This window comes from Streptomyces sp. NPDC056835 (assembly GCF_042789485.1).
In the GTDB taxonomy this organism is placed as follows: domain Bacteria; phylum Actinomycetota; class Actinomycetes; order Streptomycetales; family Streptomycetaceae; genus Streptomyces.
Genome location: NZ_JBHUBB010000002.1, coordinates 200302 through 219322, shown reverse-complemented (window position 1 = coordinate 219322; position 19021 = coordinate 200302). Strand labels below are relative to the sequence as shown.

Sequence of the window (19021 nt, the reverse complement as noted above, 5' to 3'; positions counted from 1 at the left end):
TGCGGGCGTCGTGGGACGGGCGTCGTGGAGCGGGCGTCGTGGGGCGCGGTTACTGCTCGACGGGGGCCGTGGCCGCGGCCGACGCCTGGGACCTGCCCCGTTCGAGGATCTGGCGGAAAGCGAACTCCGCGACGTCGTCCCCGGTGGTGAAGACGTCCTTGTCCGAAGTGGTGACGTTCTTGCCGGAGGTGAAGCCGCCGACCGTGAAGTAGACGTACCTGCCGTACGAGTTGGTGGTCTTGCGGCAGACCGAGGGGGCCCGGCAGAAGGTCGGGACACCGGCGCCGGAGAGCGAGGCGATGCCGTCCTGCGCCTGGCCCTTGGCCTTCAGCGCCAGCGCCTCCGAATCGAAGACCGCGACGCCGACGGTCACGGCGACCCCGTCCCTGCTGTACGTGGCGCGGATGACCTGGTCACAGCTGTTCGAGGCGAGGATGGAGCCGAGCGCGCCCTGTGCCGCCGCCGCGCAGTTGGTGGTGCGGGCCGTGGCGCCCTTCGCGTAGACGCGGTCGCTCATCGTGAGCTTGTCGCCGGGGAAGAGGGTGTCGGCGTTCAGCGGCGCCTTGTCCTTGTCGGCGCTGGAGACGTAGTCCTTCGGGTTCGGCGGCGGCAGCGGCTCGACCGAGGAGAAGGTGGGCTCGGACTCGGGGCTCCGGTCCGGCAGATCGGTGGGCGTGGGCAGCTCGTTGGCGGTGTTCTCCGCGCCGCGGTCGTTCCCGCCGTTCATGGAGACGACGGCGGTCGCCACGATCGCGGCTATCGCGCCGGTCGCGAGCACGCCACCACCGATCATCAGCCAGCGTTTGCGGCGGGTACGCGCGGCGGAGGCGTCCGCGAGAGCGGCCCAATCCGGTGTCTGTGTGCCGTGCGGGTCATGGTCCGGTGAACCGGGGCCGCCCCAGGAGGGCCCCCCTTGCCCAAAGCTCATGGCGCGAGTTTAGACCGCCCGGCGCCCGGGAAATCGCGCGGGAATCGGAAAAGGATTGGGCTCCGGCGCGACCTGCACCGACAATGCGGGACATGGGACATGTTGAGGCCGCGCACCTGGAGTACTACCTCCCCGACGGACGGGTGTTGCTCGCCGACGCCTCGTTCCGCGTCGCGGAGGGCTCCGTCGTCGCTCTCGTCGGGGCCAACGGCGCCGGCAAGACCACGCTGCTGAGGCTGATCGCGGGGGAGCTCCAGCCGCACGGCGGCTCGGTGACGGTCAGCGGCGGGCTCGGTGTGATGTCGCAGTTCGTGGGGTCGGTACGGGACGAGCGCACGGTCCGTGACCTGCTGGTCTCGGTCGCGCAGCCGCGCCTGCGGGACGCCGCGGCGGCCGTGGACTCGGCCGAGCACGGCATCATGACGGTCGATGACGAGGCCGCGCAGATGCGGTACGCGCAGGCGCTCAGCGACTGGGCGGAGGCACGCGGCTACGAGGCCGAGACGGTCTGGGACATGTGCACGACGGCGGCGCTCGGTGTCCCGTACGAGAAGGCGCAGTGGCGCGAGCTGCGCACCCTGAGCGGCGGCGAGCAGAAACGGCTGGTGCTTGAGGCGCTGCTGCGCGGGCCCGACCAGGTGCTGCTGCTCGACGAGCCGGACAACTATCTGGACGTGCCGGGCAAGCGGTGGCTGGAGGAGCGGCTGAAGGAGACCCGTAAGACGGTCCTCTTCATCTCCCACGACCGGGAGCTGCTGGCCAGGGCCGCCGAGAAGATCGTGAGCGTGGAGCCCAGCCCGGCCGGCTCCGACGTGTGGGTGCACGGCGGCGGGTTCGGTACGTACCACGAGGCCCGCAAGGAGCGCTTCGCGCGCTTCGAGGAGCTGAAGCGGCGCTGGGACGAGGAGCACGCCCGGCTGAAGGCGCTGGTGCACCGGCTGCGGCAGCAGGCGGCGATCAGCCCCGACATGGCCTCGCGCTACCGGGCGATGCAGACGCGCTTCAAGAAGTTCGAGGACGCCGGACCGCCGCCGGAGCCGCCCCGCGAGCAGGAGATCTCCATGCGGCTGCGCGGCGGCCGTACCGGCGTACGTGCCGTGACCTGCGAGAATCTGGAGCTGACCGGGCTGATGAAGCCGTTCTCGCTGGAGATCTACTACGGCGAGCGGGTCGCGGTCCTCGGTTCGAACGGCTCCGGCAAGTCCCACTTCCTGCGGCTGCTGGCCGGCGAGGACGTACGGCACACCGGCCGGTGGAAGCTGGGCGCGCGCGTCGTACCGGGCCACTTCGCCCAGACCCACGCCCACCCCGAGCTGCTGGGCCGCACGCTGGTCGACATCCTGTGGACGGAGCACGCGAAGGACCGGGGCGGCGCGATGAGCGTGCTGCGCCGGTACGAGCTGGAGCGCCAGGGCGACCAGCCCTTCGAGAAGCTGTCGGGCGGCCAGCAGGCGCGCTTCCAGATCCTGCTGCTCGAACTGTGCGGTACGACCGCGCTGCTCCTGGACGAGCCGACGGACAACCTGGACCTGGAGTCGGCGGAGGCCCTTCAGGACGGTCTTGAGGTGTACGACGGGACGGTGCTCGCGGTCACCCACGACCGCTGGTTCGCTCGCTCCTTCGACCGGTACCTGGTATTCGGCTCGGACGGGGTCGTACGGGAGACGCCGGAACCGGTGTGGGACGAGCGACGGGTGGTACGGGACCGGTAACGGGCGGTACGGGACCGGTAACGGGCGGTACGGGACCGGTTGACGGGCGTACGGGGGGGAGCGGCGGCGGGTGGTACGGGCGCGGCCGGCGGGGACCGGGTCCCGAGGGGCGCGACCCCCGTTTTGACCCGTACGGGGCACCGACGGTATTCTTCTGGTTCGTTATGCGTATTGGCTTGGTCGTTCTCACGCGAGGGGCCCTTACGCCGGTCCACCGGGCCGATGGACAGCGGTAGTGCACGGGTTGCGTCCCCGAGGTACCGCCAGGGCTGTCGTGATCGTCCGGGTGGCCTTGTCAGGACTCCACTTTCACTGAAGAAGCGAAGGCATACGACCGTGCGTACGTACAGCCCCAAGCCCGGCGATGTGACGCGCCAGTGGCACATCATCGACGCGCAGGACATCGTCCTGGGCCGTCTGGCGACCACCGCCGCCAATCTTCTGCGCGGTAAGCACAAGGCGATCTACGCGCCCCACGTCGACACCGGTGACTTCGTCATCATCATCAACGCCGACAAGGTGCACCTGTCCGGCAACAAGCGGACCCAGAAGATGGCGTACCGCCACTCCGGTTACCCGGGTGGTCTGCGCTCCGTCCGCTACGACGAGCTCCTCGCCAAGAACCCCGAGAAGGCCGTCGAGAAGGCCATCAAGGGCATGATCCCCAAGAACACCCTGGGCCGTCAGATGTTCTCGAAGCTGAAGGTGTACTCGGGTGACCAGCACCCGCACGCCGCGCAGCAGCCGGTCCCGTTCGAGATCACCCAGGTCGCGCAGTAGTTCCGGCCACCCCCTAAGACGAAAAGAAATCTGAGGAGCATCGTGGCCGAGACCACTGCAGAGACCCCCGTCGAAGCCCCCGAGGCGGAAGAGACGTACGCCGAGGTGACGACCTTCGAGTCGGAGACCCCGGTCGAGGGTGAGTACACCTCCGAGTCGCTGGCGTCCCGCTTCGGCGACCCGCAGCCGGCGGCCGGCCTGGGCCGTCGCAAGAACGCCATCGCCCGCGTCCGGATCGTCCCGGGCACCGGCAAGTGGAAGATCAACGGTCGCACCCTTGAGGACTACTTCCCCAACAAGGTGCACCAGCAGGCTGTCAACGAGCCCTTCAAGGTGCTTGAGCTCGACAACCGCTACGACGTCATCGCCCGTATCTCGGGTGGCGGCGTCTCCGGCCAGGCCGGCGCCCTGCGTCTCGGTGTGGCCCGCTCGCTGAACGAGGCGGACGTGGACAACAACCGCGCCCCGCTGAAGAAGGCCGGCTTCCTGAGCCGCGACGACCGCGCCGTCGAGCGCAAGAAGGCCGGTCTGAAGAAGGCCCGCAAGGCGCCGCAGTACAGCAAGCGCTAAATCGCTCGTTTGCCGGTATTGGCTTTACGGCCTCTACGGCACCCGAACGCCCCGGCGGCACTCCGTGCTGCCGGGGCGTTCGTTTTATTGGTTACTCGGGCGTATAACAGCATCAGGCGCTCAAAACTTTGCATGGGTTTGCGTTTTCGAAATCTTTTCGCTCGGGGCGATATCGGTGATGCCGGCTCCGGGTGTTCTCGGAGGGAGAGCTGTGGGACGACTCTTCGGCACGGACGGTGTGCGCGGTGTCGCCAACGCCGATCTGACGGCTGAGCTGGCGCTCGGTCTTTCGGTCGCGGCGGCGCATGTGCTCGCCGAAGTGGGGACGTTCGAGGGGCATCGCCCCACGGCGGTGGTCGGACGTGATCCTCGTGCCTCCGGTGAATTCCTGGAGGCCGCTGTCGTGGCGGGCCTGGCGAGCGCGGGCGTGGACGTCCTGCGTGTCGGTGTGCTGCCTACCCCCGCGGTGGCGTATCTCACCGGGGTGCTGGGCGCCGACCTCGGCGTGATGCTCTCCGCGAGCCACAACGCGATGCCCGACAACGGCATCAAGTTCTTCGCGCGCGGCGGGCACAAACTCGCCGACGAGCTGGAGGACCGTATCGAGGCCGCCTACTACGAGAACACCGTGCACCGCACCGGGGCCCCCTGGGAGCGGCCGACCGGTGGCGGAGTCGGCCGGGTCCGCTCGTACGACGAAGGTTTCGATCAGTACGTGGCACATCTGATCGCTGTGCTGCCGAACCGGCTCGACGGACTGAAGATCGTCCTGGACGAGGCGCACGGCGCGGCGGCCCGGGTGTCGCCGGAGGCCTTCACCCGCGCCGGCGCCGAGGTCATCACGATCGGCGCTGAGCCGGACGGGCTGAATATCAACGACGGATGCGGCTCCACACATCTGGACCAGCTCAAGGCCGCGGTCGTCGAGCACGGCGCGGACTTCGGCATCGCCCACGACGGCGACGCGGACCGCTGTCTGGCCGTGGACGGCGCGGGCGAAGAGGTCGACGGCGACCAGATCCTCGCCGTACTGGCCCTCGCGATGCGCGAGGCGGGCACGCTGCGCGGCGACGCGGTGGTCGGGACGGTCATGTCCAACCTCGGGTTCAAGATCGCGATGGAGCGCGAGGGCATCCATCTCGTCGAGACCGCGGTCGGCGACCGCTACGTACTGGAGTCGATGAAGGAGCACGGCTACGCCCTCGGCGGCGAGCAGTCGGGCCATGTCATCGTCCTCGACCACGCCACCACCGGCGACGGCACCCTCACCGGCCTGATGCTCGCGGCCCGGGTCGCCGCGACGGGCCGTACGCTGGCCGACCTCGCGGGCGTCATGCGACGGCTGCCGCAGGTGCTGATCAATGTGCCCGATGTCGACAAATCGCGGGTGAAGACCTCCGCGGAACTGGCGTCGGCGGTCGCCGAGGCCGAACACGAACTGGGCTCCACGGGCCGCGTCCTGCTGCGCCCCTCGGGCACCGAGCCGCTGGTACGGGTCATGGTCGAGGCGGCGGACATCGACCAGGCGCGGTCGGTGGCGAGCCGGCTGGCGGACGCGGTGAAGTCGGCGCTCGGCTGAAGGCGTTGAGCTGAGCCGACGGGCCGGGACGGCGCGACCCCAAGAACACCCCCGTGATCAGCTTCACGGGGGTGTTCTTCGTTTCTTGACATCTACCGTCGCCGTGGGCGGCTCGCTCCACGGGTCACCCGCCAGAAGTGGTGGATGGTGAGCTGGTAGCGCTCGTGGCCGGGGTTCTCGGTCGCATGATTCACCGCCCACGCCTCGGTGATCCGCTGGACGTCGTCCACCGGGGCGGAAGTGTCGTGGCAGTCTTCGCACTCCACCATGAACCGCGCCGTGGGTGTGTCCTCACTGGTGTCGATCCGCAGCACCCACGACCCGACACGGTGCAGCTCGTCGTTACTCGTCGTGTCTCTCACAGGTTGCGCAACCCTTCTAAGACGCGCTGCATCAGCGCGGTAGCGACCGCGTCCTTGGCCTTGCCTTCCGGGACGCGCACATGCGCGGGCAGTCGGTGCGGTAGCGGCGGCACATCGACCGTCAGAGTGGGCGGCTTGGATAGCGCCAACTCAGCCCACACGATCTTGCCTCCGACTGGCGGCCGGGAGGTGCCCCACCTTTTGGTGAGCGCTTCGACGAGCAGAAGGCCGCGCCCGTCTTCGGCGTCCGCGGCGGGGTGCTTGGTGCCGGGGACCTCATCGCTTCTGTCCCACACCTCGACGTACAGATGCATGTCCACGACGCGGAGCTGTACGCCGAGGATGTGTTCCGCCTTGATGTCCGTCCATGTGGGTGTGGTCGTCTTCGGGCCGGTGGCCGTGACGGCGTTGGTGACCAGTTCGGAGACGACGAGTAGGGCGTCGTCCATAACGTGGGTCGCGTCCCACCACCGGAGCGTGAACTTGGCGAAGGCCCGTGCACAGCTCACGGCCGAAGGAACAGCGGTCAGCGTCAGGCGATCCCACGCGCGCAGCAGCGGCATGGCGTTACCCCCGGCCGGCTGACGAGATGGCGGCGACTTGTGGGTCGCCACTGCTTCCCGTGGCTGTGTCGTCTTGGTGGTGCGGGAGTTCGTCCAGGGCGTGCACGGTGGCCGAGAGACCAAACTCCAACCGGTCGAGCAGGGCTCGTTGGAGCGGACCGTTCTCGGCGAGGTGATCCAGGGACGGCACGAACACGTCACGCGTACCGGTACAACGGATCACCTCGACCAGTTCGTTGAAGGCGTCGATCGAGCCGCTGTCGAACTCGTGGTAGATGGCGGTCAGTTGCAACCCCCGCACGGCGGCGAAGCGCTTCATGTTCTGTTCCAGCGCGATGGCCTCGTGGTCGGCCGCGTCGGAGCAGACGCGTAGGTACCCGTAGGCCGGTGACTTCGTATTGCTCATCGCTGGACTCCTTGGACGACCCAAATTCGTGCCCCGAGTTCGTACTCGATGTGTTCGCGCATTGCGGCTTGCAGTCCGGGCAGCCGGGCGAAGTGCCAGAGGGAAGGCACGATGACGTTGCGGACGCCGCTCGCCTTGAGGGCTTCCGTCAAGCAGTCGAAGGCCGGTTCGTTGGCACGAATCTGCTCGACGAACGTCTGCTCCAACGTGAAACCTTCGCGCTCAGCGTGCGTGGCCAATTCATTTTGCAGGGTTCGGTTTTCGTCGTCCGCGCTACTGGCGGCTAACCGCAGGTAGCCGTACATTCCAGGTCGCATCCATTCCTCCTCGTGGGCTGGAAGGGATCGACCGGCGACTGTTCTCGCTGTGCGCTGTCGATCGACCCAACAGAGAGAAAAGCCGCTTGACCTGCGAAAACCAACAGCGCGCGTGCGGCAGAGATGTCGCATCCATGCCGCAGATGACCGCCTGGCCTGCACGGACGTCACCCGATTGGCTAGGCTGATTCACGCCCCGTGATCAGTCGGAGGGATGAGCGATGGCCAGCAAGCGCATACGGCTGGCTCAGCGTCGTAAATCGGCAGGCTTCACACAGGAGACGCTTGCCGAACATCTCGGCGTCGAGCGTTCAACGGTGGGCCGCTGGGAGAGCGCTGAAACAGAGCCGCAAGCCTGGTTACGACCGAAGCTTGCCCGCGCATTCAAAATCACCAGTGACGAACTACAAGCGGCCCTCGATGATGTGACGATCATTCAGGCACGGCCGAGTGAACGCATGAATTACGCGCTTGAAAACCCGGCGTCGGCCGACCTGATGGTGGTCGCCTACTTGCACGAGCGGTTGCGTCAGCTCGATGAGTCCTACGACCAGGCATCGTCCACCAGCTTGCTCGGCCCGGCCGGACACGTGCACGGACAGGTGAAGTTCCTCCGTGAGAACGCCGCCAACCCGCGCGTACGACGAGCGCTCTACGAGGTGGAGGCCGACTCAGCAACCCTCATGGGTCAACTGGTCTGGGATGTCAGCCAGCGGCGCGACCATCACGCACCGCTCACCTACTTCGGTGAAGCCCTCGACGCTGCCCAGCACATCCGTGATCCCTCGATTGAGTCCTACGCCAGGCTTCGGATGGGCTTCGTTGCCCTCTATGGCGAGAAGAACCCGACCAAGGGCGTCATGCTCGCTCAGCAGGCGGCCCAAGTGGCGAAGGTCGCCAGTCCATCGCTGACAGGCTTGAGCCTGCTTCACGTCGCGGAGGGGCACGCTATGACCGGCGCGCTCAAGGAATGCGAGGACGCACTCAAGAAGGCTGACGCCCAGTTTGATCGGGTGGGCCTGGACGACGTGGCAGCGGAGTATTACACCGTCAACGAGTTCAACCGGCTCACCGGATCGTGCTACTTGTTTCTCAACCTCCCGGAGCGAGCGGAGCCGATCCTCCGCACGACCACGCGGGCACTGGCCGCCAAGAAGAAGAGTCAGGCCATCGCGCTTGGCAACCTGACGCTTGCACTCATCCGTCAAAGGAAGCTGGATGAAGCGGCAGCGACCATGCACCGCACCATTGATGCCGTGGAGCTGACACGCGGAGGCGGCGGTCTTAATCTGGCGTTCTCTGCTGGTCGAGAGCTTCGACAGTGGCGAAATGAGCCGTGGGCGCAGGACATCAACGATCGCCTGCTTGCCCTGATGGCTGCGATGTAGAACGGGTGGGGCGTGACAGATATCGACCAGGCCAAGGAGGCCGTCCGCGACATGGTGTGGCGTCGACTCATCGACGGTGACGGCGCACCGGACGACTCGTACGGGAAGATTCCTGGCTTCTACGGGGCTGAGGCGACGGCGGAACGGTTGGCGGAACTAGACGAGTGGCGGCGTGCCACCACCGTCAAGGCCAACCCGGACTGGGCACAGCGTCCCGTCCGCATCCGTGCGCTTGAAGACGGCAAGCTCCTGTACATGGCCGTGCCGAGGATGGCGAGCCTGGAACCGTTCTTCCTCCTCGACCCTGAGACGTTGGGTGTGTCGGCCGAGGAAGCCGCCGACAAGAGGGGTGCGGCTCAGTTCGCCCGTCGTGTCGGCGTGGATGACATGCGCCCTATCGACCTGGTGGTCTGCGGCAGTGTCGCGGTAAACCGGTCGGGTGCGCGCATCGGCAAGGGCGCCGGGTACTCCGACCTTGAGGTCGCGCTCTTGATCGAGGCGGGCCTCGTGACGGATCGGACGGTGATCGTCGCGCCCGTTCATCCGCTCCAAGTGGTCGAGGACGACATCCCCGAGACCGAGCACGATTTCAGCGTCGACTACATCGTCACGCCGGACGAGGTGATCCGTTGTACCAACTCACGCCGGCCGCGCGGGCTGGTTTGGGCCGACCTGACGCCTGAAAAGATCGCGGCGATTCCAGTGCTGGCGCTGCGGCGGAACGCAGGGTAGTGCGACAAGCCGAAGCGCCTGCCCCTCTTCGGATGGCAGGCGCTTCGGCGTCTCTTCGTCTTCGGGGCGCGGGTGCCAAGGGATGTCGCGGGCCCCCTCCCCGCAGGCCCCCGCCCCGCGAGCGGACAGCGCTACTTTTACGACACGCCTCAGGACCGTACGCCCGTACGCCGTATCCGTCCCCGCTGCGTCGCCCACAGGGCCTTCTGGGCGAGCAGCGTGAGCGTACCGGCGGCGACGATGCCCGCCAGGTTCAGCAGGAGCTGGCTGCTGGAGCCCCATACCTGCGCGAAGTCGCCGTAGCCGAGGGCGACCGCCGCGTTGGCCGCCGCCGGGACCGTCGTCACCGAGATGGCGACCCCCACCAGCGCGCCCGACTTCGCGGAGGTCAGCGAGAGCATCCCGGCCACCCCCGCGAGCGCCGCGACCACCAGGGAGAACAGGTCCGGGTTCCAGATGAACGAGGTGTTGGGCCGGTCGGCAGCCAGCATGGATTCCGTGAAGAGCCCGAAGCCGTCCATCACCAGACTGAAGACGGTCGTCAGCGCCATCGCCACCGCGAACCCGGCGATCAGCGCGACCATCGAGCGCCACGCCAGCAGCGGGGCGCGCTGCACCAGCGCCGTACAGATCCCGGCGAGGGGGCCGAACTCCGGGCCCACCGCCATGGCGCCCACGATCAGGATCGCGTTGTCCAGCACCACACCGCAGGCCGCGATCATCGTCGCGAGGGCGAGGAACGCCAGATAGGTGAGGGAGAGCGAGGACTCCTCGTGGGTCACCTCCTCCAACTGCTCCCACAGCACGGCGTCGGCGCCCTCGCCCGGCGCCTCCTCCTCCGCCTCGTCCGCCCGCTTCGAGAGCGACAGATCGATGTTCTCCACCGAGATCGAACCGGTCTCGTCGATCCCGAGGGCACGCAGATCCGTGAGCAGTTCGTCACACGCCTCGCGCGCCACATCGCACATGACCAGATCGCCCACCGGATCGCGGGAGGCCCCCGGCACGACGACGAGATGCACGGTGCCGACGGTCCGCTCCACGGCCCGTACGACCTCGTCGGTCCGGCCGGCCGGCACGAGCAGACGCAGATGCAGCACGCTGACGGCTCCTCAGCTCTTCGGGTACTCAGAGTTTGCGCAGTGACAGCCGCTGGACCTTGTGGTCGGGGCCCTTGCGCAGGACCAGTGTGGCGCGGCTGCGCGTGGGCGCCACATTCTCCAGGAGATTGGGCTGGTTGATGGTCCGCCACATCGTCCTGGCGTAGTCGAGGGATTCCTCCTCGGAGACCCGCGTGTACTTCCTGAAGTACGAGGCGGGGTCCTGGAAGGCCGTCTCGCGCAGCTTGCGGAAGCGGTTCAGATACCAGGTCTCGATGTCCTCGGCGCGGGCGTCGACGTACACGCTGAAGTCGAAGTAGTCGGCCAGCCCGACCCTGGTCCTGCCGTCCTTCCCCGGCAGTGCGGGCTGGAGGACATTGAGACCCTCGACGATGAGGATGTCGGGCCGCCGTACGGTGAGCAGTTCGCCCGGCACGATGTCGTAGATCAGATGCGAGTAGACCGGGGCCGTCACCTCGTCCTTGCCCGCCTTGATGTCGGCGACGAACCGGGTCAGCGCCCGGCGGTCGTACGACTCGGGGAAGCCCTTGCGCGACATCAGCCCGCGGGACTGGAGCTCCTTCATCGGGAGCAGGAAGCCGTCGGTGGTGACGCGTTCGACCCGCGGATGCTCCGGCCAGCGCGCGAGCAGCGCCTGCAACAGCCGGGCCACGGTGGACTTCCCGACGGCGACGCTGCCCGCCACGCCTATGACGAACGGCGTACCGCGCTGGGCGCCGTGCCCGTTGCCCGCGTCGCCGAGGAAGGTGTTCAGCGCGCCGCGCAGCCCCGCCGTGGCCTGGACATAGAGGTTGAGCAGCCGGGAGAGCGGCAGATAGACGTCCCGTACCTCATCGAGGTCGATGACATCGCCGAGCCCGCGCAACCGCTCGACCTCCTCGGCGGAGAGGGGCAGCGGCGTCTTGTCGCGCAGCGCGCTCCACTCGGCCCGGCTGAGGTCGACGTAGGGCGTCGGCCCGTGGTCGCCCCGGCGTGGGGCGCTTCGTGGCGGCGAAGTGATCACCTCGCCATTGTCGGGGGTGCGGGGGGCCGGTGGGTGGTGTGCTAGGTCACGTGCCCGGGGGAGTACGAGGCGCACCGGACGCCGCGGGCTGATCCACGAAGATCGACGGGACAGCCCTTAGGGTGCCGACATGTGCGGAATCGTGGGTTACGTCGGAGGACAGTCGGCGCTCGATGTGGTCATCGCGGGCCTCAAACGGCTTGAGTACCGGGGGTACGACTCCGCCGGAGTCGCGGTACTCGCCGACGGCGGGCTGGCCGCGGCGAAGAAGGCGGGCAAGCTCGTCAACCTGGAGAAGACGCTGGTGGAACGGCCGTTGCCGAGCGGCACCACCGGTATCGGGCATACCCGGTGGGCCACGCACGGCGGCCCGACCGACGTCAACGCCCATCCTCATCTGGACAACGCGGGACGCGTCGCCGTCGTACACAACGGCATCATCGAGAACTTCGCCGCGCTCCGCGCCGAGCTGGCCGGGCGCGGCCACGACCTGGAGTCGGAGACCGACACCGAGGCCGTGGCGCATCTGCTCGCCGAGGCGTTCTCATCGTGCGGCGATCTCGCGGAGGCGATGCGGCAGGTGTGCCGGCGGCTGGAGGGGGCCTTCACGCTCGTCGCCGTGCACGCGGACGAGCCGGACGTGGTGGTCGGCGCGCGCCGTAACTCCCCGCTGGTGGTGGGCGTCGGGGACGGTGAGTCCTTCCTCGCCTCGGACGTCGCCGCGTTCATCGCCCATACGCGCTCCGCGATCGAACTCGGCCAGGACCAGGTCGTCGAACTGCGCCGCGACGGCGTGGTGGTGACGGACTTCGACGGCGCGCCGGCCGAGGTCCGTTCGTACCACGTGGACTGGGACGCGTCCGCCGCCGAGAAGGGCGGTTACGACTACTTCATGCTGAAGGAGATCGCCGAACAGCCCAAGGCGGTCGCGGACACCCTTCTCGGACGGATCGACGCCGAGGGCTCGTTGACGCTCGATGAGGTACGTATCCCGGCCTCCGTGCTGCGCGAGGCGGACAAGGTCGTCATCGTGGCGTGCGGGACGGCCTTCCACGCCGGGCTGATCGCGAAGTACGCCATCGAGCACTGGACGAGGATGCCCTGCGAGGTGGAGCTGGCCAGCGAGTTCCGCTACCGGGACCCGATCCTGGACCGGCGCACGCTGGTGATCGCGATCTCGCAGTCCGGCGAGACCATGGACACGCTGATGGCGCTGCGGCACGCCCGCGAACAGGGCGCGAAGGTGCTGGCCATCTGCAATACGAACGGTTCGACCATCCCGAGGGAGTCGGACGCGGTCCTCTACACGCACGCGGGCCCCGAGGTCGCCGTCGCGTCGACCAAGGCGTTCCTGACCCAACTGGTGGCCTGCTATCTGGTCGCGCTGTATCTGGGGCAGCGGCGCGGTACGAAGTGGGGCGACGAGATCAGGGCCGTCATCCGGGACCTGTCGCGGATCTCCCGCGAGGTGGAGCGGGTCCTGGAGACGATGGAGCCGGTACGGGCTCTGGCGCGCTCGCTCAAGGACAAGCGGACGGTGCTGTTCCTGGGCCGGCACGTGGGCTATCCGGTGGCCCTGGAGGGCGCGCTCAAGCTCAAGGAACTGGCGTACATGCACGCCGAGGGGTTCGCGGCCGGTGAGCTGAAGCACGGGCCCATCGCGCTGATCGAGGAGGATCTGCCGGTGGTGGTGGTCGTACCCTCGCCGCGCGGGCGCTCGGTGCTGCACGACAAGATCGTGTCCAACATCCAGGAGATCCGGGCCAGGGGCGCGCGCACGATCGTGATCGCGGAGGAGGGGGACGACGCGGTGGTGCCGTACGCGGATCATCTGATCCGTATCCCGGCGACGCCGACGCTGCTTCAGCCGCTGGTCGCGACAGTGCCGTTGCAGGTGTTCGCGTGCGAGCTGGCGACGGCGCGCGGCAATGAGGTGGACCAGCCGAGGAACCTGGCGAAGTCCGTGACCGTGGAATAAGCGAGTGAGTGAGTAAGCGAGTGAGCGAGTGAGGGACTGCCGGGTGGGTACGGCGAGAAGCCGGATACGCCGGACAAGCCGGATACGCCGGCCAATAAGGAGGATGAGTTGATCATCGGGGTGGGGATCGACGTCGCGGAGATCGACCGGTTCGGGGAGTCCCTGCGGCGGACACCGCAACTGGCCGACCGGCTCTTCTCGGAGCGGGAGTTGCTGCTGCCGAGCGGCGAGCGGCGTGGAGTGGCCTCCTTGGCGGCGCGGTTCGCCGCGAAGGAGGCCGTGGCCAAGGCACTGGGCGCGCCCGTCGGACTGCGCTGGGTGGACGCCGAGGTGTGCGTCGAGGACAGCGGGCAGCCGCGGCTGCGGGTACGGGGAACGGTCGCGGCGCGCGCCGCGGAGCTGGGCGTACGGAACTGGCACGTCTCGCTCAGTCACGATGCGGGGGTGGCGTCCGCCGTGGTGATCGCGGAGGGTTGAGGGTAGGCGGGCGAACGCGGGTGACGGTGGAAAGGCTGGTCGAATGCGTACTGCGTACAGCGTGGAGACGGTACGGAACGCCGAACGCGAGCTGATGGCACGGCTGCCGGAGGGCGCGCTCATGGGGCGCGCCGCCGCCGGTCTCGCCGCGGCCTGCGCGGGCCTGCTGCGGGATCTGCTGGGACGGGTGTACGGGGCGCGTGTCGTCCTGCTCGTCGGCAGCGGGGACAACGGCGGTGACGCCCTCTACGCCGGGGCCAGGCTGGCCCGTCGGGGCGCCGCGGTCACCGTCGTACCGCTGGCCCCCGGCCGGACCCACGAGGGCGGGCTGACGGCGCTGCTCGGCGCGGGCGGACGGGTCGCCGACGACCCCTTCGGCGTGCTGACCGCCGCGGATCTCGTGCTCGACGGCATCACCGGCATCGGCGGACACGGCGGGCTGCGCCCCGACGCCGTACCGGTGGCACGGGCGGCCCGCGGCTCCGGCGCGGTGGTCGTCGCCGTCGATCTGCCGAGCGGGGTCGAGGCGGACAGCGGGGAGGTGACGGGCGAGGCGCTGCGCGCCGATGTGACGGTGACGTTCGGAACGTACAAGCCGGGCCTGCTGATCGACCCGGCGAGGGAACACGCGGGCGCGGTAAGGCTCGTGGACATCGGCCTCGCGCCCCATCTGCCGTCCGTGCCCGCACTGGAGGCGCTTCAGCACGAGGATGTGGCCCGGCTGCTGCCGGTGCCGACGGGCGAGAGCGACAAGTACCGGCGCGGTGTGGTCGGTGTGGTGGCCGGATCCGCGCGGTATCCGGGCGCGGCGGTGCTCGCGGTCTCGGGCGCGCTACGGGGCGGCGCGGGCGCGGTCCGCTATGTCGGCCCGGGCGGGGACGCGGTGATCGCGCGCTTCCCGGAGACGCTGGTGCACGAGGGACCGCCGTCGAAGGCGGGCCGGGTCCAGGCGTGGGCGGTCGGCCCGGGGCTGGGGGACGCCCTGGGCGACGGCTCGGGCCCGGAGGCCGCGGTGGCGGATGTCCTGGCCTCGGACGTCCCGGTGCTGGTGGACGCGGACGGGCTGCGGCTGCTGGACGCGGAGACCGTACGGGGACGTACGGCCCCGACCCTCCTCACCCCGCACGCGGGCGAGGCGGCGGCGCTGCTCGGCGTCGCCAGGCCGGAGGTGGAGGCGGGCCGGCTGACGGCGGTACGGGAGCTGGCGGCGCGGTACGGCGCGACGGTGCTGCTGAAGGGCTCGACGACGCTGGTCGCCGACCCGGACCCGGCCGTCCCGGTCCGGGTGAACCCCACGGGCACCTCCTGGCTGGCCACGGCGGGCAGCGGGGACGTCCTCTCGGGCCTGTCGGGCTCCCTGCTCGCCGCCGGTCTGGCGGCCCGCGACGCGGCGTCGGTGGCGGCCTATCTCCATGGCCTCTCGGCCCGGCTGGCATCGAGGAACGCGCCGCTGGCGGCGGACGACGTGGCGGAGAACCTGCCGGAGGCGTGGCGGAACGTCGTGGGCTAGGCCCGGACAGGGCCTAAGCGGTGGCGCACTCGCACCGGCCCAGTACACGGCTCTGAGAGACTGGGCACGATGACCGAAAACAAGCAGACTTCGGCCGGCGTCCGCGCGCGGGCCGAAGTCGATCTCGCCGCCCTGAGGGGCAATGTGCGCGCGCTGCGCTCCCGCGTGGGACCCGGCGTCGCCCTGATGGGTGTCGTGAAGTCCGACGGATACGGACACGGCATGGTGCCCACCGCGCGGGCCGCCCTCGACGCGGGCGCCACCTGGCTGGGCACGGCCACCCCTCATGAAGCGCTCGCCCTGCGCGCGGCGGGCATCGAGAGCCGGGTCATGTGCTGGCTCTGGACGCCCGGCGACCCCTGGCGGGAGGGCATCGAGGCCGATCTCGACATGTCCGTCAGCGCGATGTGGGCCCTGCGTGAGGTGACCGCCGCCGCGCGTGCGGCGGCGCGTCCCGCCCGTATCCAGCTCAAGGCGGACACCGGCCTCGGCCGGAACGGCTGCCAGCCCGCCGACTGGCCGGAACTCGTGGCCGCCGCGCTCGACGCGCAGGCAGCCGGTCTGGTCCGGGTCACCGGCCTCTGGTCCCACTTCGCGTGCGCCGACGAGCCGGGCCATCCCTCCATCGCCGCGCAGCTCGACGCCTTCCACGAGATGGTCGCGTACGCCGAGAAGGAGGGCGTCGAGCCCGAGGTCCGGCATATCGCCAACTCGGCGGCCACGCTCACCCTCCCCGAGGCGTCCTTCGATCTCGTACGGGCCGGCATCGCCATGTACGGCATCTCCCCGAGCCCTGAGCTCGGCACCTCACGGGACTTCGGCCTGCGGCCCGCGATGACACTCTCCGCGTCCGTCGCCCTGGTCAAGCGGGTGCCGGAGGGCCACGGCGTCAGCTACGGCCACCACTACGTCACGTCCCGGGGGACGACCCTCGGACTCGTACCCCTCGGGTACGCCGACGGCATCCCGCGCCATGCCTCCGGCCGCGGGCCCGTCCTCGTCGGCGGCGTGCGGCGGCGGGTGGCCGGGCGGGTCGCGATGGACCAGTTCGTCGTCGACCTCGGCGGCGACACCCCCGAGGCGGGCGCGACCGCCGTCCTGTTCGGGCCCGGCGACCGCGGCGAGCCGACCGCCGAGGACTGGGCCGAGGCGGCGGACACCATCGCCTACGAGATCGTCACGCGCATCGGTTCACGCGTCCCTCGGGTCTATGTCGACGAGCGGTCGGAATGACCGGCCTGAACGCGTCTGTTGCCCGCATGGGTATGTTGAAGGGGCAACGGCCCGTGTGACCTACGCCGGGTGAAGCTCAGTACGACGGGCTCAGTACGACGGTCTCAGTACGACGGGGAAGATTCCGGCGGAACGACGAGGAGCGCACGGTGAGCGAGAGCAGCGCGGCGGGTGACGCGGCGGCCAGGGCGGCCGCCATGATGGCGTCGGTCACGGGCAACTGGCGCAAGGCGGGCGTCGCCGGAGCCGCGATAGGCGTGATCGCCGCGGGCGCGGCGGCCGGGGTCGCGATCGAGAGACTGACCGTCGGCCGCGGGATGCGCAGAAAGGCCCGGCTCGCGCTCGACGCGTCGGGACCGTACGGCGCGCTGCGCGGCACCCCGGGCAAGGCGCTCGCCGACGACGGTACGGAGCTGTACTACGAGATCGACGAGGTCGACCCGGAGGCCACCACCGGCCCGGATTCGGCGGCAGGACCGCGCCGCCGCAGGCTCTTCGGCCGGAAGACCCCCGCGCCGGTCACGGTCGTCTTCAGCCATGGTTACTGCCTCAACCAGGACGCCTGGCACTTCCAGCGCGCCGCCCTGCGCGGACTCGTCCGTACCGTCCACTGGGACCAGCGCAGCCACGGCCGCTCCGCGCGCGGCGCCGCCCAGCAGGGCGCCGGCGCGGTCCCGGTCACCATCGACCAGCTCGGCCGCGATCTGAGGACCGTCATCGACGCGGCGGCGCCCGAGGGCCCGCTGGTGCTGGTCGGCCACTCCATGGGCGGGATGACGATCATGGCCCTCGCCGACCAGTATCCGGAGCTCGTACGGGAGAGGGTCGTCGGCGTCGCCTTCATCGGTACGTCGAGCGGAAAGCTCGGCGAGGTCAACTACGGCCTGCCGGTCGCGGGCGTGAACGCCGTACGCCGCGTCCTGCCCGGCGTGCTCAAGGCGCTCGGCTCCCAGGCCGAGCTGGTCGAGCGCGGCCGACGGGCCACGGCGGATCTCTTCGCGGGGCTGATCAAGCGGTACTCGTTCAGCTCGAAGGACGTGGACCCGGCGGTCGTACGATTCGCCGAGCGGCTCATCGAGTCGACCCCCATCGATGTGGTCGCGGAGTTCTACCCCGCCTTCACCGATCACGACAAGGCGCAGGCGCTCTCGGTCTTCCTGGAGATCCCGGCGCTGGTCCTGGCCGGGGAGAGCGATCTGGTGACCCCCAGCACGCACAGCGAGGCCATCGGCGATCTGCTGCCTGACGCGGAGCTGGTGCTCGTACCGGACGCCGGGCATCTGGTGATCCTGGAGCATCCGGAGGCCGTCACGGACCGGCTCGCCGACCTGCTGGCGCGGGTGGGCGCGATGCCGGCAGCGGCTAACGTTGGCACTCATGGAAGCACCGCACAGCCCGGCGGCTGACGCCGCACCCGCCACCCGCCGTACCGGCGTTCCCGGCCTTGCCGGCCTTGCCGGCCTTGCCGGCCTTGCCGGCCTTCCCGCCGTCCGCCTCACCGTGGAGACCCCGGAGAGGATGCGGGAGCTGGGCCGCGGACTCGCGGCCCTCCTGCGCCCCGGCGATCTGGTGATGCTGACCGGCGAACTCGGCGCGGGCAAGACCACTCTCACGCGCGGCCTCGGCGAGGGCCTTGGCGTCCGCGGCGCCGTCACTTCCCCGACGTTCGTGATCGCCCGGGTCCATCCGTCCCTGGTCGGCGGCCCCGCGCTGGTCCATGTCGACGCGTACCGGCTGGGCGGGGGGCTGGACGAGATGGAGGACCTTGACCTGGATGTCTCGCTGCCGGACTCCGTGGTGGTCGTGGAGTGGGGCGACGGGAAGGTCGAGGAGCTGTCGGACGACCGGCTGCATGTGGTGATCCACCGGACCGTGGGCGCGAACGCGGACACGAACGCGGACACGAACGCGGACACGAACGCGGACACGAACGCGGACACGAACGTGGATGCGAACGTGGATACGGAGGCTGATCCGGGCGCCGGCGGCGCTGACGAACGGCGCATCGTTACGCTGACCGGCTTCGGCAGCCGCTGGTCGGACGCGGATCTGGCCGCGCTGATCCACTGAGCCGTCTCACCGGTCCATCGCGGATCCGTCATCGGCCCATTCACTGCGCCATTCATGGGCCATCCCGCCGAGCCGCCCCGCCGCACCACTGATTCGGCCAGCCGTTCCGTACATTCCGACAAGACGTCGGCAAAATGTTGCGCGTGCCGTGCCGCACGTGGTGACATGGTACGGAGAAGTGGTTAGGTCTACCTAACTACGCCCTGCCCCCGAACACCAGGAGGCATCCATGCCGGCGCCGGCACATGAACCGCGACCGCGCTCCACTTCGTATCCGACGCGATCACTCTCG

Annotated in this window: 19 protein-coding genes; 12 read left to right on the top strand and 7 right to left on the bottom strand. The window is 69.4% G+C overall.

Going from position 1 to position 19021, the window contains the following annotated elements; all coding sequences use genetic code 11:
- Positions 1–49 precede the first annotated feature (49 nt).
- Positions 50–928 carry a hypothetical protein gene (locus ACFRMN_RS03440; RefSeq protein ID WP_383012579.1) on the bottom strand — a complete coding sequence of 293 codons (879 nt, stop codon included), beginning with the start codon at positions 926–928 and terminating at the stop codon, positions 50–52.
- Positions 929–1020: 92 nt separating this feature from the next.
- Between ACFRMN_RS03440 and ACFRMN_RS03435 the strand changes: the two genes are divergently transcribed.
- The 4 genes from ACFRMN_RS03435 (at position 1021) to glmM (ending at position 5569) form a co-directional block, all read left to right on the top strand.
- Positions 1021–2640, top strand: coding sequence for an ABC-F family ATP-binding cassette domain-containing protein (locus ACFRMN_RS03435; RefSeq protein WP_383012576.1), 1620 nt, complete (start codon positions 1021–1023; stop codon positions 2638–2640).
- 336 nt (positions 2641–2976) lie between these two features.
- A complete protein-coding gene (rplM, locus tag ACFRMN_RS03430; RefSeq protein WP_383012573.1) occupies positions 2977–3420 on the top strand; it encodes a 50S ribosomal protein L13 in 444 nt (147 codons plus the stop codon).
- A 42-nt stretch (positions 3421–3462) separates the two neighbouring features.
- Positions 3463–3990, top strand: a complete 528-nt coding sequence (gene rpsI / locus ACFRMN_RS03425) for a 30S ribosomal protein S9 (RefSeq protein WP_365972376.1) — start codon at positions 3463–3465, stop codon at positions 3988–3990.
- Between the two features lie 211 nt (positions 3991–4201).
- Entirely contained in the window at positions 4202–5569 is a 1368-nt protein-coding gene (gene glmM / locus ACFRMN_RS03420; protein ID WP_383012570.1) for a phosphoglucosamine mutase, read from the top strand.
- Positions 5570–5661: 92 nt separating this feature from the next.
- Here the strand turns inward: glmM and ACFRMN_RS03415 are convergent, their stop codons facing one another.
- Genes ACFRMN_RS03415 through ACFRMN_RS03400 form a run of 4 tightly spaced genes read right to left on the bottom strand, consistent with a single transcriptional unit; the run spans position 5662 to position 7205 of the window.
- A complete protein-coding gene (locus tag ACFRMN_RS03415) occupies positions 5662–5931 on the bottom strand; it encodes a hypothetical protein (RefSeq protein ID WP_383012568.1) in 270 nt (89 codons plus the stop codon).
- Positions 5928–6494 (bottom strand): ATP-binding protein, encoded by a 567-nt coding sequence (locus ACFRMN_RS03410; protein ID WP_383012565.1) that lies wholly within the window; start codon positions 6492–6494, stop codon positions 5928–5930. Before ACFRMN_RS03410 ends, ACFRMN_RS03415 begins: the two co-directional genes overlap by 4 nt.
- 4 nt (positions 6495–6498) lie before the next feature.
- A complete protein-coding gene (locus tag ACFRMN_RS03405; RefSeq protein WP_383012563.1) occupies positions 6499–6900 on the bottom strand; it encodes a hypothetical protein in 402 nt (133 codons plus the stop codon).
- Positions 6897–7205: a hypothetical protein gene (locus ACFRMN_RS03400; protein WP_383012560.1), complete on the bottom strand. Its 309-nt coding sequence runs from the start codon at positions 7203–7205 to the stop codon at positions 6897–6899. Before ACFRMN_RS03400 ends, ACFRMN_RS03405 begins: the two co-directional genes overlap by 4 nt.
- Before the next feature lie 233 nt (positions 7206–7438).
- Here ACFRMN_RS03400 and ACFRMN_RS03395 point away from each other — a divergent pair, with 233 nt between their 5' ends.
- Both ACFRMN_RS03395 and ACFRMN_RS03390 read left to right on the top strand, forming a co-directional pair.
- Positions 7439–8605: a helix-turn-helix transcriptional regulator gene (locus ACFRMN_RS03395; protein WP_383012557.1), complete on the top strand. Its 1167-nt coding sequence runs from the start codon at positions 7439–7441 to the stop codon at positions 8603–8605.
- Positions 8606–8617: 12 nt separating this feature from the next.
- Complete coding sequence (locus ACFRMN_RS03390; protein ID WP_383012554.1) at positions 8618–9337, top strand: 5-formyltetrahydrofolate cyclo-ligase; 720 nt, start codon at positions 8618–8620, stop codon at positions 9335–9337.
- A 149-nt stretch (positions 9338–9486) separates the two neighbouring features.
- On the opposite strand, the gene ACFRMN_RS03385 is transcribed toward ACFRMN_RS03390, so the two are convergent.
- Positions 9487–10437, bottom strand: a complete 951-nt coding sequence (locus tag ACFRMN_RS03385; protein WP_383012552.1) for a DUF389 domain-containing protein — start codon at positions 10435–10437, stop codon at positions 9487–9489.
- 28 nt (positions 10438–10465) lie between these two features.
- The gene (gene coaA / locus ACFRMN_RS03380; protein WP_383012549.1) at positions 10466–11461 is read right to left on the bottom strand and encodes a type I pantothenate kinase; all 996 of its coding nucleotides are present in this window, start codon (positions 11459–11461) and stop codon (positions 10466–10468) included.
- Between the two features lie 130 nt (positions 11462–11591).
- Between coaA and glmS the strand changes: the two genes are divergently transcribed.
- The 6 genes from glmS to tsaE all read left to right on the top strand — a co-directional run bounded on the left by glmS (position 11592) and on the right by tsaE (position 18729).
- The gene (gene glmS, locus ACFRMN_RS03375; protein WP_383012547.1) at positions 11592–13439 is read left to right on the top strand and encodes a glutamine--fructose-6-phosphate transaminase (isomerizing); all 1848 of its coding nucleotides are present in this window, start codon (positions 11592–11594) and stop codon (positions 13437–13439) included.
- A gap of 108 nt (positions 13440–13547) precedes the next feature.
- Complete coding sequence (locus ACFRMN_RS03370; RefSeq protein ID WP_383012545.1) at positions 13548–13916, top strand: holo-ACP synthase; 369 nt, start codon at positions 13548–13550, stop codon at positions 13914–13916.
- 43 nt (positions 13917–13959) lie between these two features.
- The gene (locus ACFRMN_RS03365; protein WP_383012542.1) at positions 13960–15426 is read left to right on the top strand and encodes an NAD(P)H-hydrate dehydratase; all 1467 of its coding nucleotides are present in this window, start codon (positions 13960–13962) and stop codon (positions 15424–15426) included.
- A 69-nt stretch (positions 15427–15495) separates the two neighbouring features.
- The gene (gene alr, locus ACFRMN_RS03360) at positions 15496–16659 is read left to right on the top strand and encodes an alanine racemase (RefSeq protein ID WP_383012539.1); all 1164 of its coding nucleotides are present in this window, start codon (positions 15496–15498) and stop codon (positions 16657–16659) included.
- 149 nt (positions 16660–16808) lie between these two features.
- Positions 16809–18065 carry an alpha/beta fold hydrolase gene (locus ACFRMN_RS03355; protein WP_383012536.1) on the top strand — a complete coding sequence of 419 codons (1257 nt, stop codon included), beginning with the start codon at positions 16809–16811 and terminating at the stop codon, positions 18063–18065.
- A complete protein-coding gene (tsaE, locus tag ACFRMN_RS03350; RefSeq protein ID WP_383012533.1) occupies positions 18037–18729 on the top strand; it encodes a tRNA (adenosine(37)-N6)-threonylcarbamoyltransferase complex ATPase subunit type 1 TsaE in 693 nt (230 codons plus the stop codon). The genes ACFRMN_RS03355 and tsaE overlap by 29 nt, the downstream gene beginning before the upstream one ends.
- Positions 18730–19021: the final 292 nt, after the last annotated feature.

Bases quoted from the DNA above. Each gene is read 5' to 3' on its own strand.
- ACFRMN_RS03440 (WP_383012579.1), bottom strand. From the start codon at position 928: ATGAGCTTTGGGCAAGGGGGGCCCTCCTGGGGCGGCCCCGGTTCACCG.
- ACFRMN_RS03435 (WP_383012576.1), top strand. From the start codon at position 1,021: ATGGGACATGTTGAGGCCGCGCACCTGGAGTACTACCTCCCCGACGGA.
- ACFRMN_RS03410 (WP_383012565.1), bottom strand. From the start codon at position 6,494: ATGCCGCTGCTGCGCGCGTGGGATCGCCTGACGCTGACCGCTGTTCCT.
- ACFRMN_RS03405 (WP_383012563.1), bottom strand. From the start codon at position 6,900: ATGAGCAATACGAAGTCACCGGCCTACGGGTACCTACGCGTCTGCTCC.
- ACFRMN_RS03400 (WP_383012560.1), bottom strand. From the start codon at position 7,205: ATGTACGGCTACCTGCGGTTAGCCGCCAGTAGCGCGGACGACGAAAAC.
- ACFRMN_RS03395 (WP_383012557.1), top strand. From the start codon at position 7,439: ATGGCCAGCAAGCGCATACGGCTGGCTCAGCGTCGTAAATCGGCAGGC.
- glmS (WP_383012547.1), top strand. From the start codon at position 11,592: ATGTGCGGAATCGTGGGTTACGTCGGAGGACAGTCGGCGCTCGATGTG.
- ACFRMN_RS03365 (WP_383012542.1), top strand. From the start codon at position 13,960: ATGCGTACTGCGTACAGCGTGGAGACGGTACGGAACGCCGAACGCGAG.
- alr (WP_383012539.1), top strand. From the start codon at position 15,496: ATGACCGAAAACAAGCAGACTTCGGCCGGCGTCCGCGCGCGGGCCGAA.
- tsaE (WP_383012533.1), top strand. From the start codon at position 18,037: ATGGAAGCACCGCACAGCCCGGCGGCTGACGCCGCACCCGCCACCCGC.